Raw genomic sequence first — 19,808 nt, forward strand, 5'->3', positions numbered from 1 at the left:
TGGCGGTGAGGACGCGCGAGCCATCCGGAGAGAAGGCCGCGCTCACGACTCTGCCTTCATGCCCCTTGAGGGTGGCCAGCAGCTGACCCGAGCGGCTGTCCCACAGGCGCGCAGTGCGGTCTTTGCTGGCGGTGAGAACGCGCGAGCCATCCGGAGAGAAGGCCGCGCTCCAGACACTGTCCTCATGCCCCTTGAGGGTGGCCAGCAGCTGACCCGAGCGGCTGTCCCACAGGCGCGCGGTGCGGTCGTCGCTGGCGGTGAGAACGCGCGAGCCGTCCGGAGAGAAGGCCGCGCTCCAGACACTGTCCTCATGCCCTACGAGAGGCACCGAGTATCTGAGATCCGAGATGCCCCGGGTGATGCCCAGGAACGCCTCCTGTGGCTCAGGAGCCTGAAGGCGCTTGGCGATGACGAGCGTGGAGAGGGCTGCCTCGAGCCCCGCTGCGCCAGCACCTTGTTGCTGACCCAGTGCCGCCGAGAGCCGTGCTGTTGCCTTCATGAGCGAGTCCGAGGCCTCGCGACTTTGCCGCTCCGCTTGCTCCGCTCGCTGTTGTGCCTCCACGGCCTCGATGTTCTTTCGATACAGCACCACCACCAGGATCACCAGCACCAGCAAAGCTGTGCCCAAGACGCCTACCAGCGCTCGGCGAGAGCGGGTCTGCGCCGCCAGCTCCCGGGAGGCTTCGAGGAACTCTCGCTCCTCACGGGTCAAGTCGTCACGGTCGCGGGCCCATTCCTGCGCCTGATCCAGAAGCGCTCCCCGCAGCAGCAGGTCCTGCGATCGGCCTCGCGCCAGCCACTCGTCGAGTGGTGCCGCGACGATCCGATCCACCTCCCTCGCACGGACCCAGGCCTCATTGAACACCGTCGCGAAGATGAGGTTGCGAACCTTCAACCACCGGCCTTCACCCGCCCGCCGCTCCGCCACCATGCCCGTGAGGCGGAACTCCTGCTGCACCGGATCGCTGCCCACCGCGGCGACGGCTTCACCTGCCAGCAGCCGCCGATAGAGCCTCAGCATCTTCGGGATCTGCTCGCCACGCTTCCCGCGCGAGAAGCGATCCTCCGCGTAGCGCAGGTTGGGTTCCTCTTGCCGGCCGCTCTCCAGGAAGAGCCGCCTCACGCATTCGTCTACCCGCGCCTTCGCGGACGTCTCGCCATGGGGGCTCGCCTTCTCCGTGGCCAGCGCATTGGCCACCTTCAAGGTCATGTAGGGGTGCCCGTCAGTCCATGCCAGGATGCCCTCGAGCAGAGGACGTGGCGCGGAGCCCAGCCCGGCCAGCCCCGGCAGCAGCCGCTCCGCCTCGGAGACAGTGAAGTCCTCCAGGTGGATGGCGCGGCCAATGTTGAAGGGAGTGCGCGCCTCATCCCTCATCAAGTCCCCAGGCGCGGCGACGCCGAGCAGACAGAAGCCGAGCCGCTCGAGCTCCGGGGCTTCCTCGCGCTTCTCATGCATGGCCCGGATCGAGGCGAAGAAGTCGTCGGCGACGTCCGCCACCGACAGGATCGAGTCGATCTCGTCGAGGAAGATCACCACGGGGGCCTTCACCTGCTCGAGCACGATCTGGTGGCAAAAGCGGGTCCAGCGCGACGGCAGGGAGTCCTTCGCGTGGGCCTCCCAGAAGTCCTCCACGTACTCCTCGAGATCCAGCCCCTCGGCCACGATGCGCACCAGGCTGTAGAACCACTGCTCCGCCGTGGCGTGACTGCCAATCTCGTTGAGATCCACGGCCACACAGCGAGTCCCCGCGGCGCTCAGCTTCTTCCGAGTCCGCACCGCGAGGCTCGTCTTGCCAATCTGTCGCGGCGCGAGCACGTAGCAGAACTCGCCTCGCAGCAGGGCCTCGGGCAACTCCTCGTCCGCGGGACGCTCGATGTAGAGCATCTCCTCGCGGACAAAGCCTCCCGCCTGGAAAGCGGCGGTCACTGAGAGGCGCTCCTACCCAGCACTCGAGCGAAGAACTCCCGGTGCAGGGTACACGTCGGCTCGAGCCCTCCATCCACGGTCCTCCGCACCAGCCAAGCCTTCTTCAGCAGATCCTCCTGAGCGGGGGACACGGCCGTGGTGGGATCGCGCAGCACCGCCTTCAACACCGGTCCAAGCTTCTCCCGCTCCACGAAGTGTCCCAGGGAGAGCAGGTAGGCCTCGAAGACCTCGGAGGTTGGCTCCAGCGGCAGCGCTCCCCTCCCACCACTCGCCATGGCCGCGGCGAAGAGCGCCCGGCGCACCAGGTAGGGGTGCCCTCCCGCGAGGGCGTAGAGCCCCTCGAGCTGGGTCGCCTGGAGCTGAAGCCCGTGTCGCTGCGTGAGCTGGCCCACGTCCTCCTGGGACAGGGGCGGGAGCACCACCGGATCGCTGAGGTTGAAGGGAGACTGGTTCGTGTCCTGGATGATCCGCGACGGCGTGGTGGACACGGCCATCAGCAGGCGCAGCTGGTCCCAGGGAGGGGAGGACTTCTGCATCCAGGAGCGCAGGCCACCGAAGAAGCTGCCCGCGTACGCGCGCCCGAGGATGGCGTCCGTGGAGTCAATGGCCAGCAGGACAGGGTTGCCACCTCCCAGCGCATGCTTCTTCAACATCGTCCCCAGCCGCATCATCTCACTGGCCCTGCCCTTGCCCGTCTCATGGGTGGCGAGCCAGGACTCATCGCCATTGAGTTCCTCCATGAGCGTGTACGCCAGCTGGTCGGTCAGCTCTGTCAGGGAGGCGAGCCCGTCGAACTCCAGCAGGTTGATGCGCGCCACGGAGCCTTTGGGCCACTTCTGCCGCCACGCGCTCACGAGATGGTCGAGCAGCCAGCTCTTACCCGACTGCCGAGGTCCATAGAGCACAGCGGGGGAGCCGGGCCGCTCCAGATACGCCAAGGCCAACCTTTCACACTCGGGCCGAGGCACGTACCACTCCTGGCTGTACGCGGCACCGGGCGCCTGGGCCGGGAGGGCAGCCACGGGGGCCGGTACCTCTCCTTGGAGAAAGCGCAGCACCTCGCGCCCAGGCGTGGCGAACACCAGCCCCAGCTCGGCCGCGGGGCGCTCGGCATCTCCTTCAATGAGGACGCGCCCCAGGTGGCCCACGACGGCGCCGTCCACGACCACGGGGCTCCCCGAGTAGCCATGCATCAAGGCTCCCCGGCCCGCGGCGACCATGTCGGAGTACAGCACGAGAGCGGAGGCGCCGCGTTTGTCGCGGCCCACGGGATCATGCACGACTCCCTGGAGCAGCAAGGGGTTGCCTCCCATCGTCTTCGGGAAGCCCACCAGCGCGAAGGGGCGGTTGCGCGCCACCTCCGCCATGACTCGCAGGGGCGTGAGGGACGGGGCACCCTGAGGCAGTCGCAGGAGCGCCACATCCGTGCTGGCATCCACACGCTCGAGGTGGGCTGGGTGGGAGGAGCCATCCGCGAGGGAGAGGAGGACCTGGCCGTCCTTCTTCACCCGCCGGACGACGTGCTCGCAGGTGACGACCTTGTCGGGGGTGACGAAGTAGCCCGTGCCCACGCTCCCGTCTTCGCAGGTGACCTTCACGCAGGCGGCACGGAGGGCTGCGAGGTCATCACCCTGAGTCACTGGTAGAGCACCCTGCCCGGTTGCCATGCGGGTGAGCATGGCATGGAAAGCGGGCCTTCTTCCAAGTGTACCGAGGGGGCTGCCCCTGCCCTCTCAGCAGGCGGGGAGACTAGCGCCCCATCGACAGATTGCCGCCGCTCCCAAGCAGAGCAACTCGCCGCTCTCAAGCGCGTTCCCTCTGAAGACATCGCCATCGTCACGTACAAGGACGCTCACGACGTCTCCGCTGATGAACGCGTCCCGTTCTACTTCAGCTCGACCCCGACGATGCCCGTGTAGCTCTGGGTCATCTTCGCTTCCTCGGAGTCGACCGTGAAGTTGAGCTCCGTCCACTCCTTTCCATCCGGCGAGGTCCAGTAGGTATTGGCCCCCTGCCCCACCATCCACCACTGGCCACCGATCCAGGCAATGTCTTGCGGAGTGGCGCGGGTGTACTTCGTCAACTGGGTCCACTTCTCTCCGTCCGGGGAGCTGAGGAAGTTGCCGTACGTCGACGCGGTGATGAAGCCCTGCGGCCCCACGCCCAGCGCCCACTTGTCGCCAGCCGCCTTGAGCGCGCGGAGCTCCTTCCAGGTCTGCGCGCCATCCTTCGACAAGAAGGCCCGGTTTCCCGAGACGACGATGGCATCTCCGTGCTGCCGGATGCGCTTGGCGGACTTCGTGCAGTCCTCCGGCTCGAGGTCCTCGACCTTGCCGAACGTCGCACCTTGCTCCGTCGGGATGATCTCCAGGACGCGGTGGCAGTACCCCACGGCCAGGAACTTCCCGTTCACGAAGGCCACGTCGGTGTAGTTCATGCGGCCGGGGGCGAGCCCCTTGGAGTTCTGCTCGAACCACGTGCTCATGGCATCCATCTTGGCGATGTCCGGCTCGCCCTTGTCATTGGCCCAGGAGGCGACCCACGTCTGCGCGTCCTTGGAGACGATGATGTCGGTCTTGTCTCCCACGGCGACGTACCAGCCGTTCCCGTACGCGACGGAGTGGAGTTCATGGAGCCGGGCCGCCTTCGGGAGCTCCACCTGCTTCCAGTTCTCGCCGTCCGGTGACGTGAGGATGCCGGCCCTGCCGACGGCCACGAACAGCTTCGTCTCGGGAACGTAGATGACGTTCTCGACGCTGGCGCCTTCCTTGTCCTTGTACCAGACCTCCTTGAACGTCTTGCCCCCGTCCCGCGAGAGGCCGATGGCACCCCGGAGGTTGGTGATCCCGGGATAGCCGACCCCCACGATGATCAGCTTGGGCGCGGGAGCCGCCTTCACCTTGGCAGGCTCCTTCGCAAAGCCCGTTGCAGCCATGGAGAGCAGCGCAGCGACGATCAACCGTTTCATGTGGAGCCCCTGGGAACAGCGGATGCCGAGGAACGGACTTTCCGTGAAGCCAGGTCATACTCACGGAGCTTTCCCCGCCGCAAGGCCTAGAAGAGATTCGTCTCCGTCACCGGCTCCGTCCCTTGGGAAGGCGATCTGCGCCGGCGTGGCCTGCTTCTTCGCAGTTCACCACCGCCCCGGAGCCATCCACCGCCAGCGAGAACACCGCGCCGCCGGCCATGCCCACCGCACCCGTGAGGCTGGAGACCTGCACGGGCGAGGACCGCCACGTACTACTGGAGGTCGCTTCGGGGGACGCTGACGTTCAAAGCTTCCGTACGGGCTGGCGGATCAGGGTCTTGAGCTTCTTGGCGGGGGTCTTCCGAGGATCGCTGAGATAGACTTCGTGGTGGCGCCCGGCGAAGCCATACCCGCCTTGGGGCATGAGCTCGTCGTGCAGCCTGGCCAGCAGCGGTCCTTCCTCATCGTAGCTGCCGACGTGGAGCGCCTGGAGGCATAGCCCTTCGTGCAGTGTCTCGAGCCGGAGGGCTGCGGAGCGCTCGCCCAACTTGGACGCGCTCCGGGCCTGGGCTTCCTGAAACGTCTCCTCGTCCACGAAGTCAGGGACCATGATCATCAGGGTCCAGTCCCACTCGTCCTTGCGCCTCGCGGTGAAACTTTCGGGGTTCGGGGCTGACCAGAGGCCTTCCAGAGGCGACACGACGAAGTCGCGCCCCTTGGCCTTGCAGAGGAACTTGGCAGCGTAGGCGGTCGCATAAAGGCTCTCGACGGCGCGCCTGTATTCTGGAGCGGAGTTCGGATCGCCGTGCCCGTCCACCATGAAGTAGACGACCGGAGGCGCCTGGATCGGCACGAAACGATTGAGGGGAGCCGAGAACAGCGCCTTCCGTGCCTTCTTGAGGTCGAGCTTCTCCATCTGCTGCTCCCCTTGCATGAAGCCAGGGAGGGTGCCGGGTTTCCAGCAGCCCTCCCAGCCTCGTGCTGAGCGATCAAATCGCTTCGCAGATGGTCGCGTTCGGGGTCGACGTACTCGCGCAAGCGCTGGTGGACGTACGGCTCTGGACGCGGAAGCCGGTGGCACAGTTCGCGGACGAGCCGCACTCGGTATACGTCAGGCCCGGGCTCGGCGCGGGCACGGGGACGCACGTCGTCTGGTTGGCAGCCGTGGAGGTATTCCACGGAGGGCTCACGCAACCCGCCGCGTAGCCTTGGGAAGCCCCATAATAACCCAGGGGGCAGGTGCCCACGTAGCACGGATAGATGGTTCCCGTGATGGGCGACGTGGCCGTACACGTGCGGCCCGACCAGCTCAGCGCGCAGTTATTGTTGGGATCACACGAGCTATCGCAATAGTAGCCCGAGGTGACGGTGCCCGTGGGACAGGCGCCACACTGAGCGCCGGTGACCGTGCCCAGCTCCATCTCCTCCTCCGGAGCTACCGCCACTCCACAGCCAACCGACAGTCCAAACACCACCAGCACAAGCAGCTTCTTCATGGTTTGATTCCTCCAAGGTCGTGATGCAGCCGCGCAACCTAATCCGTTGAGCATTGCACGAGCAACGCGCTTCCCAGTCACTCCCTGGCAAGCGGGGCATCACGCCAAGCGCTCGATGCGTTCAGGTCCGTTCCACCCGCTACGGGGTGTGCGGTGAGGCGCAGAGCATCCGCAGGATCCCCCGCCTCTGCAGCGAATCAGTCCAAAAGGTTCGCCAAGCCTGCGTACGTGTTGGGCCCGGGGATGCCATCGATCGGGCCCGAGTAACCGCCCCGGCTCGCCAGGGACTGAAGCGTCTTGTAGGTGTGGGTTCCCGGAACCCCATCGATGGGCCCCGTGTATCCGGCGCCGCTCAGGAAGGTCTGGAGGCCCCTCCACGAGTTCACCCCCATCGCCCCGTCGATGGGGCCCATGTACCCGCCCAGACGCGCCACCCGCTGGAGCGCCGCGTACGAGTGGGTTCCCATGACTCCATCGATGGGGCCCGTGTAGCCAAAGCCTCGCAACACCGTCTGCACGCCCTTCCAGGAGTTGGTTCCCATCACCCCGTCGATGGGGCCCGTATAGCCGCCCTTGGCCGCGAAGCGCTGAACCCCCTTCCACGAGTTGGTTCCCATGACGCCATCCACTGGCCCCGAGTAGCCGTAGCCGCCGAGGACCTGCTGGACACCCTTCCACGTATTCGTGCCGGGAACACCATCCACGACACCGGTGTACCCGCCCGCTCGAGCCACCCGCTGCAGCGTCACCCCCTGACTGTTCGTGACGGGAGGCACACCGCCGCCCGTCCCGTTCAGGTACGCCTGGAGCCCGTTATAGGTATTGGGCCCGGGGATGCCATCGATGGGGCCCGTGTAGCCTCCATCCTGAGCAAGCAATTGCAATCCCTTGTAGGTGTTGAGGCCTGGGACGCCATCGACGGGTCCGTCGTAGTACCCCAGCTCCCGAAGGATCTTCTGCACGCCAATCCAGGTATTGACGCCCGGGACGCCATCCACGGGGCCCGTGTAGCCACCGCGCTGAGCCAGCTTCTGCAGGATGATTCCCTGCTCGATCGTGATGGCGGGAGGCGTACCGCCACCCGAGCCACTCCCGGGGATGGCCGTCGGTGGCGGAGGCGTCGCGCCATCCGGCGGCTGGGACAGGCCGGTGAACGCGGACAGCTTCGCCACGTTCAAATCGAGGGGAATGCCATTCTGGTTGCCGGACGAGGTGTACTGATGAATCTCCCACGTCGGAAAGGCCGAACCGATCGTCGGATTGCCCGGCGTGCCCGTGTAGTGGGCGATCCACAGCTTCGAGCCCACGGCCTTCGTCTGGGTCCAGGTGTTGGACGTGAGCAGACTCGAATAGGTGTACAGAAACGGGGCCTTCCCCAGGCGACTCTTGACGGCCTGCATGAAGGTCGCGGTCATCGCGTCGTTCCAGAAGATGCCCGCGTCGATCGCCTCGTTATCGAGCACCAGGAGGTCCCCCGGCCGATGGTCATACAGGTGATCGACGAAGTACTGGGCATCCGCCGCGGGGTTGGTTGAGCCCGCCACCCAGTAGTGCCCGACGATCAGCCCGGCCGCGCGAGCACGGGCGACCTGCTGGGCATAGTATGGCGCGACGTAGATAGGAGAGACATTGGAGCCGCCCGCCTTGACGATCGCGAACTGATAGCCGGCACTGCGAATGGCGTCGAAGTCCAGGTCACGCTGGGTCGTGCCGACATCGATGCCATAGACACCGCTCATTCCTGTCGGCGGGGAGGGCTCGGGGCTCTGGGCCAGCCAGTGGGTGAGGCCCAGATAGGTGTACGGCCCCGGGTATCCATCCACGGGTCCCGTGTACCCTCCCAGCTGTGCGAGCCGCTGGACACCCTTCCACGTATTCTCACCCGGGATGCCGTCGATGGGGCCGGAGTAGTAGCCACGATTCGTGATGACGGTCTGGACGCCCTTCCACGTGTTGGTCCCCGGTACGCCGTCCACCGGGCCCGTGTAGCCACCCCGCTGGGCCACGCGCTGGAGCGTCTTCCCGTCCTCGATGCTGATCTGGATTCCGCCGGAACCCCCACCAGGGGCGGTACCTCCACCACTTCCGGTGCCGAGAACGTTGCGGATCAGGGGAGCGGGATCGCTGACGTTCTCGCCGAACGCACAGAGATTGGTGCTGCCTCGGGTCATGTGGAGGTGCGGCCCGCTCCACGCCGACCCATGATCATCCCCGGAGCCGGCCACATAGGCGATGATCTCCCCCTGCTGGACGTAGGCGCCCACGGAGACGCGTGTACGGATGACGTGGGCGTACCCGGAGAAGTCGCCCGGCGCGGACTCGATGGCGATGGTGTGTCCCACGATGGAGGAGTACTGGACGCGGCGGACGAAGCCCGAGCGCAACGCGGGAATCCCCTGACCGGCCGCCGCGGCGATATCGAGCCCCCGGTGGCCAGCGGGGCCGTAATAGGGGCCCGTGACTCCGAAACGGCTGGTCCACCGTGCTTCCGCGTAGAACGCCTGCACGCTGGCTGGAGCGAGCGCCCCTTGTGTGGTGGCCGTATCGAGGCTCCCACCCTGCGGCCCCTCCGGGTCCATCCCACCACAGCCCGTGAGGAGCGCCATGCTCCACACCAACGTCACCGCGGTCGACAAGGCATACCGGAACAGACTTCTGGAGGTGGACCTGTTGCTCATACGTCTCCTGGGAGTTGAAACAAGGGCCCTGGAATTGTCGTGGCGCCTCTCACTGAGTTGCTCCGGATTTCCCAAACTCTGGGGAATCGAGACCACTGCCTTCGGGTGCGCGGCGCTATCCGAGGCACGCGTGCGAGTTCATCCTTCTGTGGCTCTCCCGCCAGATGACGCCTACGCTTCCCATGGAGGCAGGCATGTCGGCACGAGACGCATACATCACCATCCACAACAACACCGGCTACACGTTGACGAATCTCAAGACCCCGGATCCAACGGACGGTGTCTTCACCAGCAAGCCGGCCAGCAGCATCAGCCACGGAAGCTCCAGCAAGTTCGAGGTCTCCAAGTCAAGTGACGCCTCGGACCATGGCCCGGAGGGCTACCTCACCTACCAGTTCGTATCTCAGGGCGTCACCTACACGGTGCAGGTGAATTGGAACTTCCCCAACAACAACGCCACGGGGGCGACCTACTGGATCAGCGGGGACAGCCGGGTCCAAAGCCCGTCATCCACGGTGAACCACGATGTGGGGGATCACACGCAGAACATCGACGCCTACGTCGAGTTCAACGCCTCCCCGATGAACAACTGGGACGTCGTGCTCGCGATGACCCAGACCACGCTGAACAACCAGATCCTGTACCTGTTCCAGAACGGCTACCTGAACAAGGCTATCAGCGAGACCACTTCGAGCGGCACACTGCAGATCGACACCCTGAACGCGCCCTCGGTGCAGATCACCCAGACGGCCAACACCGTCACGCTGACGCTGCCCGTGCGCAAGGGGAGTGTGACGCCCAGCGGGTCCTCCAGCACGGATCTCGGAGGCTACACCCTCACCGTGACCGCGAAGGTCAGCGCGCTCACGCTGAGCTCGGCCGGCCAGGTGCTGATGCCCGAGGAGGCCGCGGCCCAGGTCGCCCAATATCAAGGGGTCGGACTGTCGGTGCTGGCGCTCTTCATCGATCTGCAGCAGGCCAGCCCCACCGGGCTGAGCATCACCAAGGGCAGCACGGCCATCACGGACAGCAGCGTGCTCCACACCGTCGCCGCCGGGCTCGCGGCCTGGGGCGCCTCGAGCGCAGACAGCCGGTGGGCGCTGAGCCTCCTGGGCAGCTCGCCGCATCCCACCCCCGCGCAGAGCCCGCTGCCAGGGCTGATCCCCACCAGCTCCAGCTTCTCGACGACCTGGTACAGCGCCAACCCGGCGCTCTCCACGCTCAACATTCTGATGATGCTCAACGGCAATGTGGCCTCGGCCAAGAACCTGACCAGCTTCTCGCCGCTGATCACCGATACCAATGTCTGGATCTTCCAGAAGATCGACAACTCCGCCTTCGGGAAGAACTACATCGAGGCGGCGGTGCTGCCGACCCTTCAGCAGGACCTGGGAGCCACCAGCGTCAAATGGGGCCAGTACTCCAGCACCTACTGGAACATCAGCTACACGAAGGACAACAGCGCCCACAACAGCGGGAAGGGCGACAAGACCGTCGAGGACAACGAGGCGGACTACTACACGCTCAACAGCGCGTTGATCAATTGCGACGTGAACCTGCTCGGCACGAGCCTGGCCCTGAAGGTGTACGTCTGGTCCAACCTCGAGTCGAAGACGACCAAGTATCCGCTCTTCGGCGCGAGCTGGCTGCCCATCCTGGTCAACGACACCACGGACACCGCCTCCGAGACCGTGGTGTTCGACTTCTCCACCAACGCTCAAGGTCAGCTCGTTCTGGCGCTCCGTGCGGGATATCCCACCAAGAGCAAGGGGCAGCCCACCTCGAAGACCGGCTCGGTGCAGTCGGTGATCAACTGGACGAAGGACAAGCTGGGGATCGACAACAACTTCGCGGACGTCAGCAAGATTCAGCAGAACCTGGTCAACAGCTTGAACAACGATAAGGTCCACACCGCGGTCTCGGCGGTGGGCGCGCTGGACAGCGTCCTGGTGTTGCCCGCTGGCAACGTCTACACGTACTCGCACATTCAGCTCGACAGCAATTCGAACATCACGCTGTCTCTGACGCCGCGCACCTGAGCCTTTCCCACGCACTCTCCTCGAGGAACATCCATGGCCACCAGCCTTCAACTTCCTGTCAGTGTCAGCGTCTCCGGCGAGTTGATGACCAACTACCTGACGGGCAGCGCAGTGGACTCGAGAGAGCCCTTCAGCGTCGTGCTCGACAGCGTCGGCGAGCCTCTGCTGCTATCACTGGGCGCGGCAGCCGATGATGCGCAGCGACTGGAGTTCTACGCCCTGCTGCGCGACACGACGGTCCCGACGGGCTGGAAGCGCCTCACCCTGAGCCCGGTCAGCGGCGCGTCCGTGCAGGTGATGCAGGCGAGCCAGGGGCCGGACGGCAGCATCGTGCTCGTCGCCGCGGTGCAGGATGGCAGCGGCAGCCAGCTCTTCGTGAGCCACCCGCTGCCCGCCGACACCAGCGCGTCCGCCTGGTCGAGCCTCGACACCCTCTGGGCCGCGCGACCCGGCGGCCCGGCGGGCTGTCCGGTCCAGCGGGTGCTCATCGGGGACCATCGGCCCGGAGAGCTGGCGCCCATGGTGGTCGTCGAGGTGCAGAACGGCTCGACGGTGGACCGCTACTTCGTCAACGCCAACCCGGATACGACCGACGCGCTCTGGTCTCCCTATCACCTGCCGGAGGATCAGGCGGCGGTGCTGGACGTGGCCATCGGTCGTATGAATCTAGGAGCGCCGCGCCGCGGGACGTATACCCTGTACAAGAAGGTCGACGGCACCCTGCAGATCAGCTTCGCGCCGGTGGGAGAGACGCGTTACGGCCAACCGCTGGCGCCGAAGACCTTCGCCGCGCCCGCCAACGCGGGCTGTCTGGCCGTCTTCCCGGACGAGAGCGCCGCGGGCTGCTCCGTGCTCTTCGTCGGCGGCACGGGCGTGTTCACGTACGATGTCGCCGCCCAGGAGAAGGGCAAGCCCGCCGCCACCGCGCTGGGAGAGACGGCCTCGGTGACGGGCATCCGGCAACTGCTGGTGCGCGGGCAGGCCGAGCAGCTCCGGCTGTGGGCGTTGACGGCCGATCAAGTGCTCTACTCGCTGACGGGCCCGCTGAGCCTGAGCGGCTGGAGCCCAGCGCTCTCGCTGCGCACCAACGTGGCGCAGATGGCGGCGCTCGACAACCGCACGCGGCGCTCGGATGAGCTCTTCGCGGTCAGCTCCGCCACCACGCCCACGATCATGCACCTGTGGCTGGATCCCTCCACCAGCCTCTGGACGGAAGGGGACCTGCCGGCGCCTGACACGGGCAGCACGCAGAGCTTCCCGTGCTACACCACCGTCATCCGCTTCGTGGACGCCCTGGGTATGCCGGCCGCCAACCAGCAGGTGCGGCTCAGCGCGTCCCAGTGGGTCTATGCGACGGTCAACGGATACGACAAGACGCTGGCCGGGGGCACCGACAACGCCATCACCGTCAACACCGACGGGATGGGGACGCTCACCCTCATCAACAAGGTCTCGCTGCTGGCCACGCCTGTCTTCCAGGTGACGGCCGACTTCCTCAGCGCGCCCGTGGTGGCGGATCCCTCCGCGAACCTGCGCGCCCGTCTGGCCCAGCAGCTCTCCGGCAAGAACCTGTCGGACATCACCCTGCCGGACGGCACGAAGCTGGTGCCCGACGGGGTGGACCCGGGCACGCTCTCGGTGGTGCAGGATGGCATCAACCAGCTCCTCTCCCTGACGAGCTCGGTGCCCGCCGATGGCACTCCCGCCGACACGGGCACGGCCTCCAGCGCGAGCACCTCCCAGGTGAGCATGCGCGTGCGGAGGGGGCCTCCCACGCTGCAGCTCGGGGTGGTCGGCAACACGCTGCAGAAGCTGGATGACGCGGTGGACGCGGTGGTCTGCGCCGCGGGAGACGTCATTCAAACCTGCATCAACGGCATCGAGACGGTGGTGGGCTACACCCTCCGCGCGGTGGAGAAGGCCTGGGAGTTCGTGGTGCAGGTCGGCGAGCAGGTGATCAGCTTCGTCATCCGCACCCTCTCGGACATCCTGAGCGCGCTGACCTGGCTCTTCCAGGAGATCGGCGTGCTGATCGACAAGCTGATCACCTGGCTGGGCTTCCTGTTCGACTGGGACGACATCCTGGTCACGCACAAGGTGCTCAGCAATCTGGCCATCCAGGCGTCCGGAGCGCTGGGCGCCGGCATGAGCGCGGCCAAGGACTCGATTGACGCGTTCTTCGACCAACTCCTCGACCAATTCAGCCAGGCGCGCGAGGCGGTGCTCACCTCCGCCGGCGCCACGTCCTTCACCCAGGCGGTCACTCAGAGCAAGACCCAGAGTCCACCGCAGGCCCAGGCGGGCAACGACACGCTCTACAACACCCCGGGGGGGAGCTTCGCGTTCTATCAGCTCCAATACGGGGGAGTGGCGGGCATGTCCACTCCCGCCACGGGTGAGCTGAGCCAGCTCGTGCAGGATGCGTTCTCCGCCATCGCCACCCTGCTGCAGGAGTCGTACGACATCCTGAAGACCACCTGGGAGGATCTGCTGGCGGTCCTGCAAGGAGACAACCCCACCCTGGGCGAGGTGCTCGGGGTGATCACCGTGGACGTGCTCGGCGGGCTGGTGGCCATCGTCAAGCAGATCGTCGACACGGTGTTCTCGGTGTTCGGCGACGTCATCGACTTCGTGATGGGTGCGCTCAGCGCCCCGGTGGACATTCCGCTGATCTCGGGGCTGTACAAGCTCATCGCCGGGGGGAGCCAGCTGTCGGTGCTGGATGGGTTCGCGCTGCTGCTCGCGATCCCGGTCACCATCGTCTACAAGGTCATGGCCGGAGAGGCGCCCTTCGCGAACGGCACCTATGGGCTCGACACCATGACGTGGCAGCAGCTCCAGGCCACGCTGGGGAAGCACACCAGCCTCCAGCGCTCCACGGCCCAGCTACGGAGCAGCGGCCAGGACAAACCGGAGCTTCAGCTCTACAGCGTCGTGGGCGGAACCGTCTCGTTGATCGCCACGGAGTGCAACGCCCTCCTCTTCCCGCTCGCGACGGCGGCGGAGAAGGGGGGGATGCCGGCTGCCGCGGCGATGCTGTGCCTGATCCGGGCCTCGATCAATGGCATCGGCCTGGGTGGCTCGGTCCCCTACGACGACTCTCTCACCGAGCAGCGCATCGATCGGTCGATGTGGATGCTCAATGGGCTCGAGACCTTCACCTTTGGCACCCTCGCCGGATGGGACTGCAAGCGGGTCGAGAACCGCGACATCTGGACCCCGGGGCAGCACGAGATGGCCGAGGGCTACTCAGAGGTGCTCGGCCGGGTGGACGCGGGGATGTGCGTGGTCATCGGCCTGGCCGGCCTGGGCTGCGACACCTACAGCTTCTACCTGGAGGCCAACAGCACGGAGGACAAGCTGTCGAACCCTGTCTTCGCCTGGTACTACGAGAAGCTTTTCTCCAACTACTTCGGAGACGTCGGCGTAGCGGCCGAGGGAGCCGCCACCTTCATGAAGGATCCGGTGGTCGAGGTCCCCACGCTGGCCGTCGCGGTCGTCACCAATCTCCTCAGCTTCGGGCTGGACCTCGCCCGGCTCGGCGAGGCCATCGTGGAGGACTACGTCTACCAGGGGCGGTGAGCGGACCGTAGCGGCCGAACAGCCACTGGCGGGGCGCGGCTCAGCGCTTCAGCTCGTCGTAGGAGGGCACGGCGCGCCAGCTGCCTTGCGGCAGTTTGGAGCGGACGCCGCGATCCTTCGTGACGGAGCTGTCGACCCGCTGGGTCGTCAGCTCCGCGCCGTCCCACTTCCACTCGACGATGTGCTCCCCCTCTTCCTCCTTGGGGAACAGCATGATGCGGACCGTCCCATCCTCACTCTGCGTAGGCGTGCTCCAGTACCAGCGCGACTCGTCGTAATCGGAGGAGAGGACCACCTGCTGCTCCATCCGCTTCTCCGTCAGGCGCGTGAGCTTCAGCACCGTGGAGCACCCGCCCATGTGGCAGCCCGGGCCCTCATCACTCAGGAAGACGTCCGTGCCCTCGCGGGTGCGCAGCCGCAGGGTGGCCTCGCCCAGCGTGGGGCTGTTGGTGGGGTAGTAGCGAAGCTGCTTCCACTGTCCCTTCACGTGCGCCAGCAGCACCCGTCGGCCGAAGGTGCCGCGGGTGACGCCGGAGAACTCGTAGCCCTCGCACCCATCGAGCGCGACGAGGGCCTCCTTGCGTTCGGGCTCGAGAAAGGAGCCCATCGCCACCCCGCTGAAGGTGGGCGCGCCCACATCGCCCGCGGGGAAGGCCAGCGGGCAGCGAGGGCAGACGAGCAGATCCTTCTCCGCCCCCTGGGGACGCTCGAGGACGGGCTCCACGCCGCACACCGCGCGCATCAGCTCGAGAGGATCCTCGCTCGCTTCCGTGCCCTCCGTGGCCGGTGCGCTCGGGTTCAGCCCCGCGCACGCGACGAGCAGGCCCCGGCGGCAGGCCGTGGCCGCGTAGGCCTCGGCGGCCTTGGGGTTGGGGGGAAGAGTCGAGGCGAGCCGGCGCGACTCCGCCAGGCATGCCTGGCTGTCTCCCAGCTCGCATGCGGCCGAGCAGTCTCCGGCGTCGCAGGCGCGCTTGGCGAGCGCCTTCGCGGGCTGGGCGCCCTTGAACCAGCCACGCAGTCCCCCGCGTGCGAGCGACAGACAGGCCGCGGCCACACCTCCCTCGCAGGCCTTCGTCTCGAGTTCCTGGACACCCTTCAGCTCGGGCTTCTCCGCCTTCAGCAGCGCTTGCGCGACGAGGTGACACGCCGAGGCCACACCTTTGTCGCAAGCCCCGCGGCACGCGTCCTGCTCAGAGCCCTTCGACGCCACACACAGGCTCTCGCATTCGCGCTGTCCCCCAGAGCGACACCCTCCCTGAATGAGCTCGAGGGCGCGGCTGTACTCCTCGCGCTGCTCCGGTGTTGCCGCGAGGACGTCCAGCGTCTGGACGATGCGAACAGCCCGCTCCGTGCATGAGGCTTTGTGACCGAGGGTACACGCCTTGTCCTCGAGTTCCCGTGCGCGCGCCGCGTCGGTGGGAGTGCGGGCGAGGAGGGAGGCAGCTCCCGAGCAACCTTCCGCGAGCTGGGCATCGCAGGTGCGCGAGAAGAGCTTCAGCGCCTCGGCCTCGTTCTTCGGCGTGCCCAGGCCTTCGGCGTGGAGGCTGCCCAGGCGGAGGCAGCTCGTGAGGGCTTCCTTCTCACAGGCGCGCTGGTAGAGCTTGAACGCCTCCTCGGGCTGTTTCTCGGCCTCGGCCTGCCGTGCCTTCGCTTCGAGCTTGGGGCCGCTGTCGCATGCCGCACTGGTGGCCAACAGGAGCATCCACAGCACACTGTGAAACCACTGCCGGACACATCCTCGAGGGCCGAACTGGGTGCGCACCTCGCCATTACACGCGACACATTCGTGCCGCTCAAGGACGCGATCGGGCGTGGGCTCAGCGAGAGCGGACCTTCTCAATAGCCGCGCTTCCGGACCGCGAGCGCGCCGGCCAGGAAGAGGGCCCCCATCAGCATCAGGCAGCCAGACAAGGTCCAGAGCTGCCCGGAGTCCCTATAGCGCGCGGTTCCGGCCGGATCGTACGGCTTGTAGAGAACCTCCACGGTTGTCCCCGGCGGATGGCGGCCAGGTTGTCCATAGTAGAGGGTGGTGGTGTGCACGATGCCGTCCAGATCCGAGAACTCGACCACCTCCGGGTGGCCCTTGAACATGCGGTACTGGCCGCTTCCTCGGCTGCTCGCGGTGACCACTACGGCGTGCGCCTGCTCGGCGTTCAAGACGAACGACGCGGTGCGGAGGAAATCAAAGCCCCCAATCGCCAGGCAGCAAACGGCGAGGACGACCGTGATCCGGAAACGAGTCTCAAGAGAAGCCACGGAAAAAAGATAGCCGCCCGTCACTCGCGGAGGAACGGAAAGAGAACGCCGCGCAGCACACCCGCCCTCCTGCACTCGTCAGCAGCTCTCCTCTTCCTCTCTGCTCTCCCTCCTCCTCATTCAGCAAGACGCCCTCCTCTGAGCACTTCCGCTCGGAGGAGGGCGTAGTACTGTCCCCCCAAACGGTGGGCCGGCCGTTCGTCAGTTCGCGAGGTGCAGGATGAACGCTGGGGCCCGCTGTTGGATTCTCGTCGCCGGAGTGCTGGGAGCGCTGTGGGGTTGTGGAGAGTCGTCGTCCGCGCAGGGGGGACGCCCGAGCGAGCCGGAGGTTCCCGAGCGAGCCGCGAGCTGGACGGTGAGCAGCAACCCGCGCCTGCCGACAACCCACCTCACGTCGGTGCTGCTGCCCTCAGGCAAGGTGCTCGTCGCCGGCGGAGACACCGCGGAGCTGTATGACCCGGAGCGGGACAGCTGGACCGCCACGGGCCGCCTGCTCGAGCCGCGCCGCGAGTACACGATGAGCCTGCTGCCCTCGGGCAAGGTGCTCGTCGCCGGGGGCGTCAGCGTGGCTTCGAACGCGGTCCTCGCCAGCGCGGAGCTGTACGAGCCCTCCACGGGCACCTGGAGCGCCACGGGCAGCATGACCCACCCGCGCCACTGGCACGCCGCCGCCGCGCTGCCCTCGGGCCAGGTGCTCGTCGCGGGAGGAGACGATGGAACGGGGATGATGGGCCAGCCGGGAGAGCTGGTCCTCGCCGAGCGCTACGACCCGGCGACGGGGACCTGGACTCCGGTGGCCTCCATGACCGACCGCCGCGCCAAACACACCGCCACCGCGCTGCCCTCGGGCCAGGTGCTCGTCGTGGCCGGATGGGTCCAAGGGTATGGCAAGGGCAACGGAGTCATCGCCAGCGCGGAGCTCTACGACCCGGCCCTGGATACCTGGACCCGCATTCCCGCGGGAGGGCGCTTCAATCACACCGCGACCCTGCTGCCTTCCGGCAAGGTGCTCGTCGTCGGCGGGATGGGCTTCACCAACCCGGTCACCCAGGTGGAGCTCTTCGACGCGGCGCTGAACACCTGGGCCGACGTGGCCAGCCTGCCCGCGGCGCAGCTCTTTCCCGTCACCAGCGTGCTGCCCAACGGCAAGGTGCTCGTCGCGGGAGAATGGGCCGTCGTGGGCTCCCACGCGCAGGTGTACGACCCCGCGACGGACACCTGGGCCCAGACCGCCGACCTGAACCGGCCCCGGGCCGTCGCCAGCTCCGGCGCCACGCTGCTGCCCAACGGCAAGGTGCTCGTCGTCGGAGGCGCGGCGGACGCGGAGCTGTACGACCCGGGCACGTCTCCTTAAGAGACGGCTCCCCCAAGTTCGACTTGTTCGCCTGCGTGGGGTGGGGAGCTGTCCTGCTGGACAGCCGCGCCGGCTTCCTCCGGAACCCGAAGCAGCTCGTGGGACTCACTGGTTCGGCACCATCTCCACGCTCCACACGGTGCCGGTACCGGTGGCCGCCGCGTTGACGCCCTGGGCCGCGTCGGTACGGTTCAGGTAGTCCCCCTTCCACGACTTGAGGTGGAGCGGCATGCCACAATAGGGGAAGGGCGCCGGGGCGGTCGTGGGGTTGGTGGGGGTCTGGGCGAGCGCGTTGGCCAGCAGGACGGAAGCGATGGAAACAAGCATCGTGGTAATTCCTCACATCTCAGGGCCCCACGCCTGCGAGGACTGTCTCGCCGGGAGTACTCCGCGGCTGTCTCATAGCAACCAGCAGGCCAGACCCTTGGAGCCTACGTGTCAGAGAAAATGCGGGGTGACGGAGACGGGGCTCGATGCCTTTGACATGCCAGCCGACACGTCTCGAAGCGGGCTGACATGTCAGTCTCCAGGTGAAGCCTGACCCCTGGCTGAGCTGGGCGCCCCGGCTGGCAGTGCTGGCATCTTCCCTGCATTGCCGACGCGCGGACTCTGGCCCTCCAAGCAATGGGGCCTTTACCGGAGATGAATACAACCATGCGCAAGTTCTTGACGGTCTTCTCGCTGGGTAGCTGTCTGCTGATGACGGGTGCCGGAGCGCAGACGCCGCCCGCTCAGGCCACCCCGACTCAGACGCCCGCGAATGCGTGCTACCTGTGGAAGGGGCGTGGAGGTGCTCCCGAGGCGAGCTACATGGCTACCCATGCGAGCTGCCGTCCCTGGAATAGCAATTCCGGGTGGAGCTTCATCAAGAAGAACAATGGGGTGGACTACTATCGCGGAACCTTCCAGGCCGCCGCGGCCACCCCCTCCACTTGGGCGGTCTACGCCGACTTCGGCTCGGCGGCTGTCACCTCGAAGGCGGACTACGATTCCTTCGTCGCCAATACCAAGGTGTCCGGCTCATGCGGCGAATGCCTGCGATGACTGCCTTTTCCGGGGTGCTTGTCGCGGTGACCCTTAACACAAGACCTGGCCGAGCGAGCTCCAGTACTTCAATGCGGCGGGCACGAACATCAAGACCGAGACGCGCTCCCAGTACACCTGCGAGGGAAACGTCTGCAGCCCGACCGAGGGCAAGATGGTCGACAACACACGGGGCAACTGGACCCGACTTGTCCGCAAGAGCTGGAAGGTGAACGGGGCCATCGCCGACACCGTCTTCACGAAACGCAGCCTGGAGGAGTAGACGCGGCCCAAGCCCCCGCCATGCACCGGATGGGAGCGCGCTCTGGGCAACGGGGATGTATGCGGGAGTGGGGGGATGGAGGATTTATCAGAATCTTGATACACTCCTCCACCGAACACTTCCCCTCACCCGCAGCACCTACAAGCAATGCCATTGAACAGATCCGCTTCATGGATGAGTGTCGTTTCGCTGGGACTGGCCG

General features: G+C 66.5%; 14 protein-coding genes and 1 pseudogene. 5 read left to right on the forward strand and 10 right to left on the reverse strand.

All coding sequences use genetic code 11. From position 1 onward, the window contains the following. The 7 genes from SYV04_RS38775 to SYV04_RS38805 all read right to left on the reverse strand — a co-directional run. Positions 1 to 1,927 (reverse strand): AAA-like domain-containing protein (locus SYV04_RS38775; protein WP_321551110.1); only part of this gene is annotated, 1,927 nt, incomplete at its 3' end. Beyond that, complete coding sequence (locus SYV04_RS38780; protein WP_321551111.1) at positions 1,924 to 3,525, reverse strand: AAA-like domain-containing protein; 1,602 nt, start codon at positions 3,523 to 3,525, stop codon at positions 1,924 to 1,926. The genes SYV04_RS38775 and SYV04_RS38780, both read right to left, overlap by 4 nt. Positions 3,526 to 3,812: 287 nt before the next feature. After that, entirely contained in the window at positions 3,813 to 4,895 is a 1,083-nt protein-coding gene (locus tag SYV04_RS38785; RefSeq protein ID WP_321551112.1) for a beta propeller repeat protein, read from the reverse strand. Between the two features lie 106 nt (positions 4,896 to 5,001). After that, entirely contained in the window at positions 5,002 to 5,148 is a 147-nt protein-coding gene (locus tag SYV04_RS38790; protein ID WP_321551113.1) for a hypothetical protein, read from the reverse strand. A gap of 51 nt (positions 5,149 to 5,199) precedes the next feature. Continuing rightward, complete coding sequence (locus SYV04_RS38795) at positions 5,200 to 5,811, reverse strand: GyrI-like domain-containing protein (protein ID WP_321551114.1); 612 nt, start codon at positions 5,809 to 5,811, stop codon at positions 5,200 to 5,202. A 73-nt stretch (positions 5,812 to 5,884) separates the two neighbouring features. Next, entirely contained in the window at positions 5,885 to 6,391 is a 507-nt protein-coding gene (locus tag SYV04_RS38800; RefSeq protein ID WP_321551115.1) for a hypothetical protein, read from the reverse strand. Positions 6,392 to 6,588: 197 nt separating this feature from the next. Then, a complete protein-coding gene (locus SYV04_RS38805; RefSeq protein WP_321551116.1) occupies positions 6,589 to 9,069 on the reverse strand; it encodes a GH25 family lysozyme in 2,481 nt (826 codons plus the stop codon). A 194-nt stretch (positions 9,070 to 9,263) separates the two neighbouring features. On the opposite strand from SYV04_RS38805, the gene SYV04_RS38810 reads away from it, so the two are divergent. Both SYV04_RS38810 and SYV04_RS38815 read left to right on the forward strand, forming a co-directional pair. Beyond that, positions 9,264 to 11,108: a hypothetical protein gene (locus tag SYV04_RS38810; RefSeq protein ID WP_321551117.1), complete on the forward strand. Its 1,845-nt coding sequence runs from the start codon at positions 9,264 to 9,266 to the stop codon at positions 11,106 to 11,108. A gap of 33 nt (positions 11,109 to 11,141) precedes the next feature. Beyond that, positions 11,142 to 14,690, forward strand: a complete 3,549-nt coding sequence (locus SYV04_RS38815; protein ID WP_321551118.1) for a phage tail family protein — start codon at positions 11,142 to 11,144, stop codon at positions 14,688 to 14,690. Positions 14,691 to 14,730: 40 nt separating this feature from the next. Here the strand turns inward: SYV04_RS38815 and SYV04_RS38820 are convergent, their stop codons facing one another. Then, positions 14,731 to 16,383 carry a tetratricopeptide repeat protein gene (locus SYV04_RS38820; RefSeq protein WP_321551119.1) on the reverse strand — a complete coding sequence of 551 codons (1,653 nt, stop codon included), beginning with the start codon at positions 16,381 to 16,383 and terminating at the stop codon, positions 14,731 to 14,733. Positions 16,384 to 16,526: 143 nt separating this feature from the next. Further along, complete coding sequence (locus tag SYV04_RS38825; RefSeq protein ID WP_321551120.1) at positions 16,527 to 16,970, reverse strand: DUF3592 domain-containing protein; 444 nt, start codon at positions 16,968 to 16,970, stop codon at positions 16,527 to 16,529. A 196-nt stretch (positions 16,971 to 17,166) separates the two neighbouring features. On the opposite strand from SYV04_RS38825, the gene SYV04_RS38830 reads away from it, so the two are divergent. Then, positions 17,167 to 18,300, forward strand: a complete 1,134-nt coding sequence (locus tag SYV04_RS38830) for a Kelch repeat-containing protein (protein WP_321551121.1) — start codon at positions 17,167 to 17,169, stop codon at positions 18,298 to 18,300. A 105-nt stretch (positions 18,301 to 18,405) separates the two neighbouring features. Here SYV04_RS38830 and SYV04_RS38835 read toward each other — a convergent pair whose 3' ends face one another. Next, complete coding sequence (locus SYV04_RS38835; RefSeq protein ID WP_321551122.1) at positions 18,406 to 18,627, reverse strand: hypothetical protein; 222 nt, start codon at positions 18,625 to 18,627, stop codon at positions 18,406 to 18,408. A gap of 327 nt (positions 18,628 to 18,954) precedes the next feature. On the opposite strand from SYV04_RS38835, the gene SYV04_RS38840 reads away from it, so the two are divergent. Then, positions 18,955 to 19,344 carry a hypothetical protein gene (locus SYV04_RS38840; protein ID WP_321551123.1) on the forward strand — a complete coding sequence of 130 codons (390 nt, stop codon included), beginning with the start codon at positions 18,955 to 18,957 and terminating at the stop codon, positions 19,342 to 19,344. A 58-nt stretch (positions 19,345 to 19,402) separates the two neighbouring features. Further along, positions 19,403 to 19,606, forward strand: a pseudogene (locus SYV04_RS38845) (outer membrane lipoprotein-sorting protein); the annotation flags it as partial. Between the last annotated feature and the right edge of the window lie 202 nt (positions 19,607 to 19,808).

Origin of the sequence: Hyalangium ruber, from assembly GCF_034259325.1 — a bacterium.
Taxonomy (GTDB): domain Bacteria; phylum Myxococcota; class Myxococcia; order Myxococcales; family Myxococcaceae; genus Hyalangium_A; species Hyalangium_A rubrum.

What these genes read in the sequence shown, in the direction of transcription:
- SYV04_RS38830 (WP_321551121.1), top strand. Translation starts at nt 17,167, where the DNA reads ATGAACGCTGGGGCCCGCTGTTGGATTCTCGTCGCCGGAGTGCTGGGA.
- SYV04_RS38835 (WP_321551122.1), bottom strand. Translation starts at nt 18,627, where the DNA reads ATGCTTGTTTCCATCGCTTCCGTCCTGCTGGCCAACGCGCTCGCCCAG.
- SYV04_RS38840 (WP_321551123.1), top strand. Translation starts at nt 18,955, where the DNA reads ATGCGCAAGTTCTTGACGGTCTTCTCGCTGGGTAGCTGTCTGCTGATG.
- SYV04_RS38810 (WP_321551117.1), top strand. Translation starts at nt 9,264, where the DNA reads ATGTCGGCACGAGACGCATACATCACCATCCACAACAACACCGGCTAC.
- SYV04_RS38795 (WP_321551114.1), bottom strand. Translation starts at nt 5,811, where the DNA reads ATGGAGAAGCTCGACCTCAAGAAGGCACGGAAGGCGCTGTTCTCGGCT.
- SYV04_RS38800 (WP_321551115.1), bottom strand. Translation starts at nt 6,391, where the DNA reads ATGAAGAAGCTGCTTGTGCTGGTGGTGTTTGGACTGTCGGTTGGCTGT.
- SYV04_RS38805 (WP_321551116.1), bottom strand. Translation starts at nt 9,069, where the DNA reads ATGAGCAACAGGTCCACCTCCAGAAGTCTGTTCCGGTATGCCTTGTCG.
- SYV04_RS38785 (WP_321551112.1), bottom strand. Translation starts at nt 4,895, where the DNA reads ATGAAACGGTTGATCGTCGCTGCGCTGCTCTCCATGGCTGCAACGGGC.
- SYV04_RS38815 (WP_321551118.1), top strand. Translation starts at nt 11,142, where the DNA reads ATGGCCACCAGCCTTCAACTTCCTGTCAGTGTCAGCGTCTCCGGCGAG.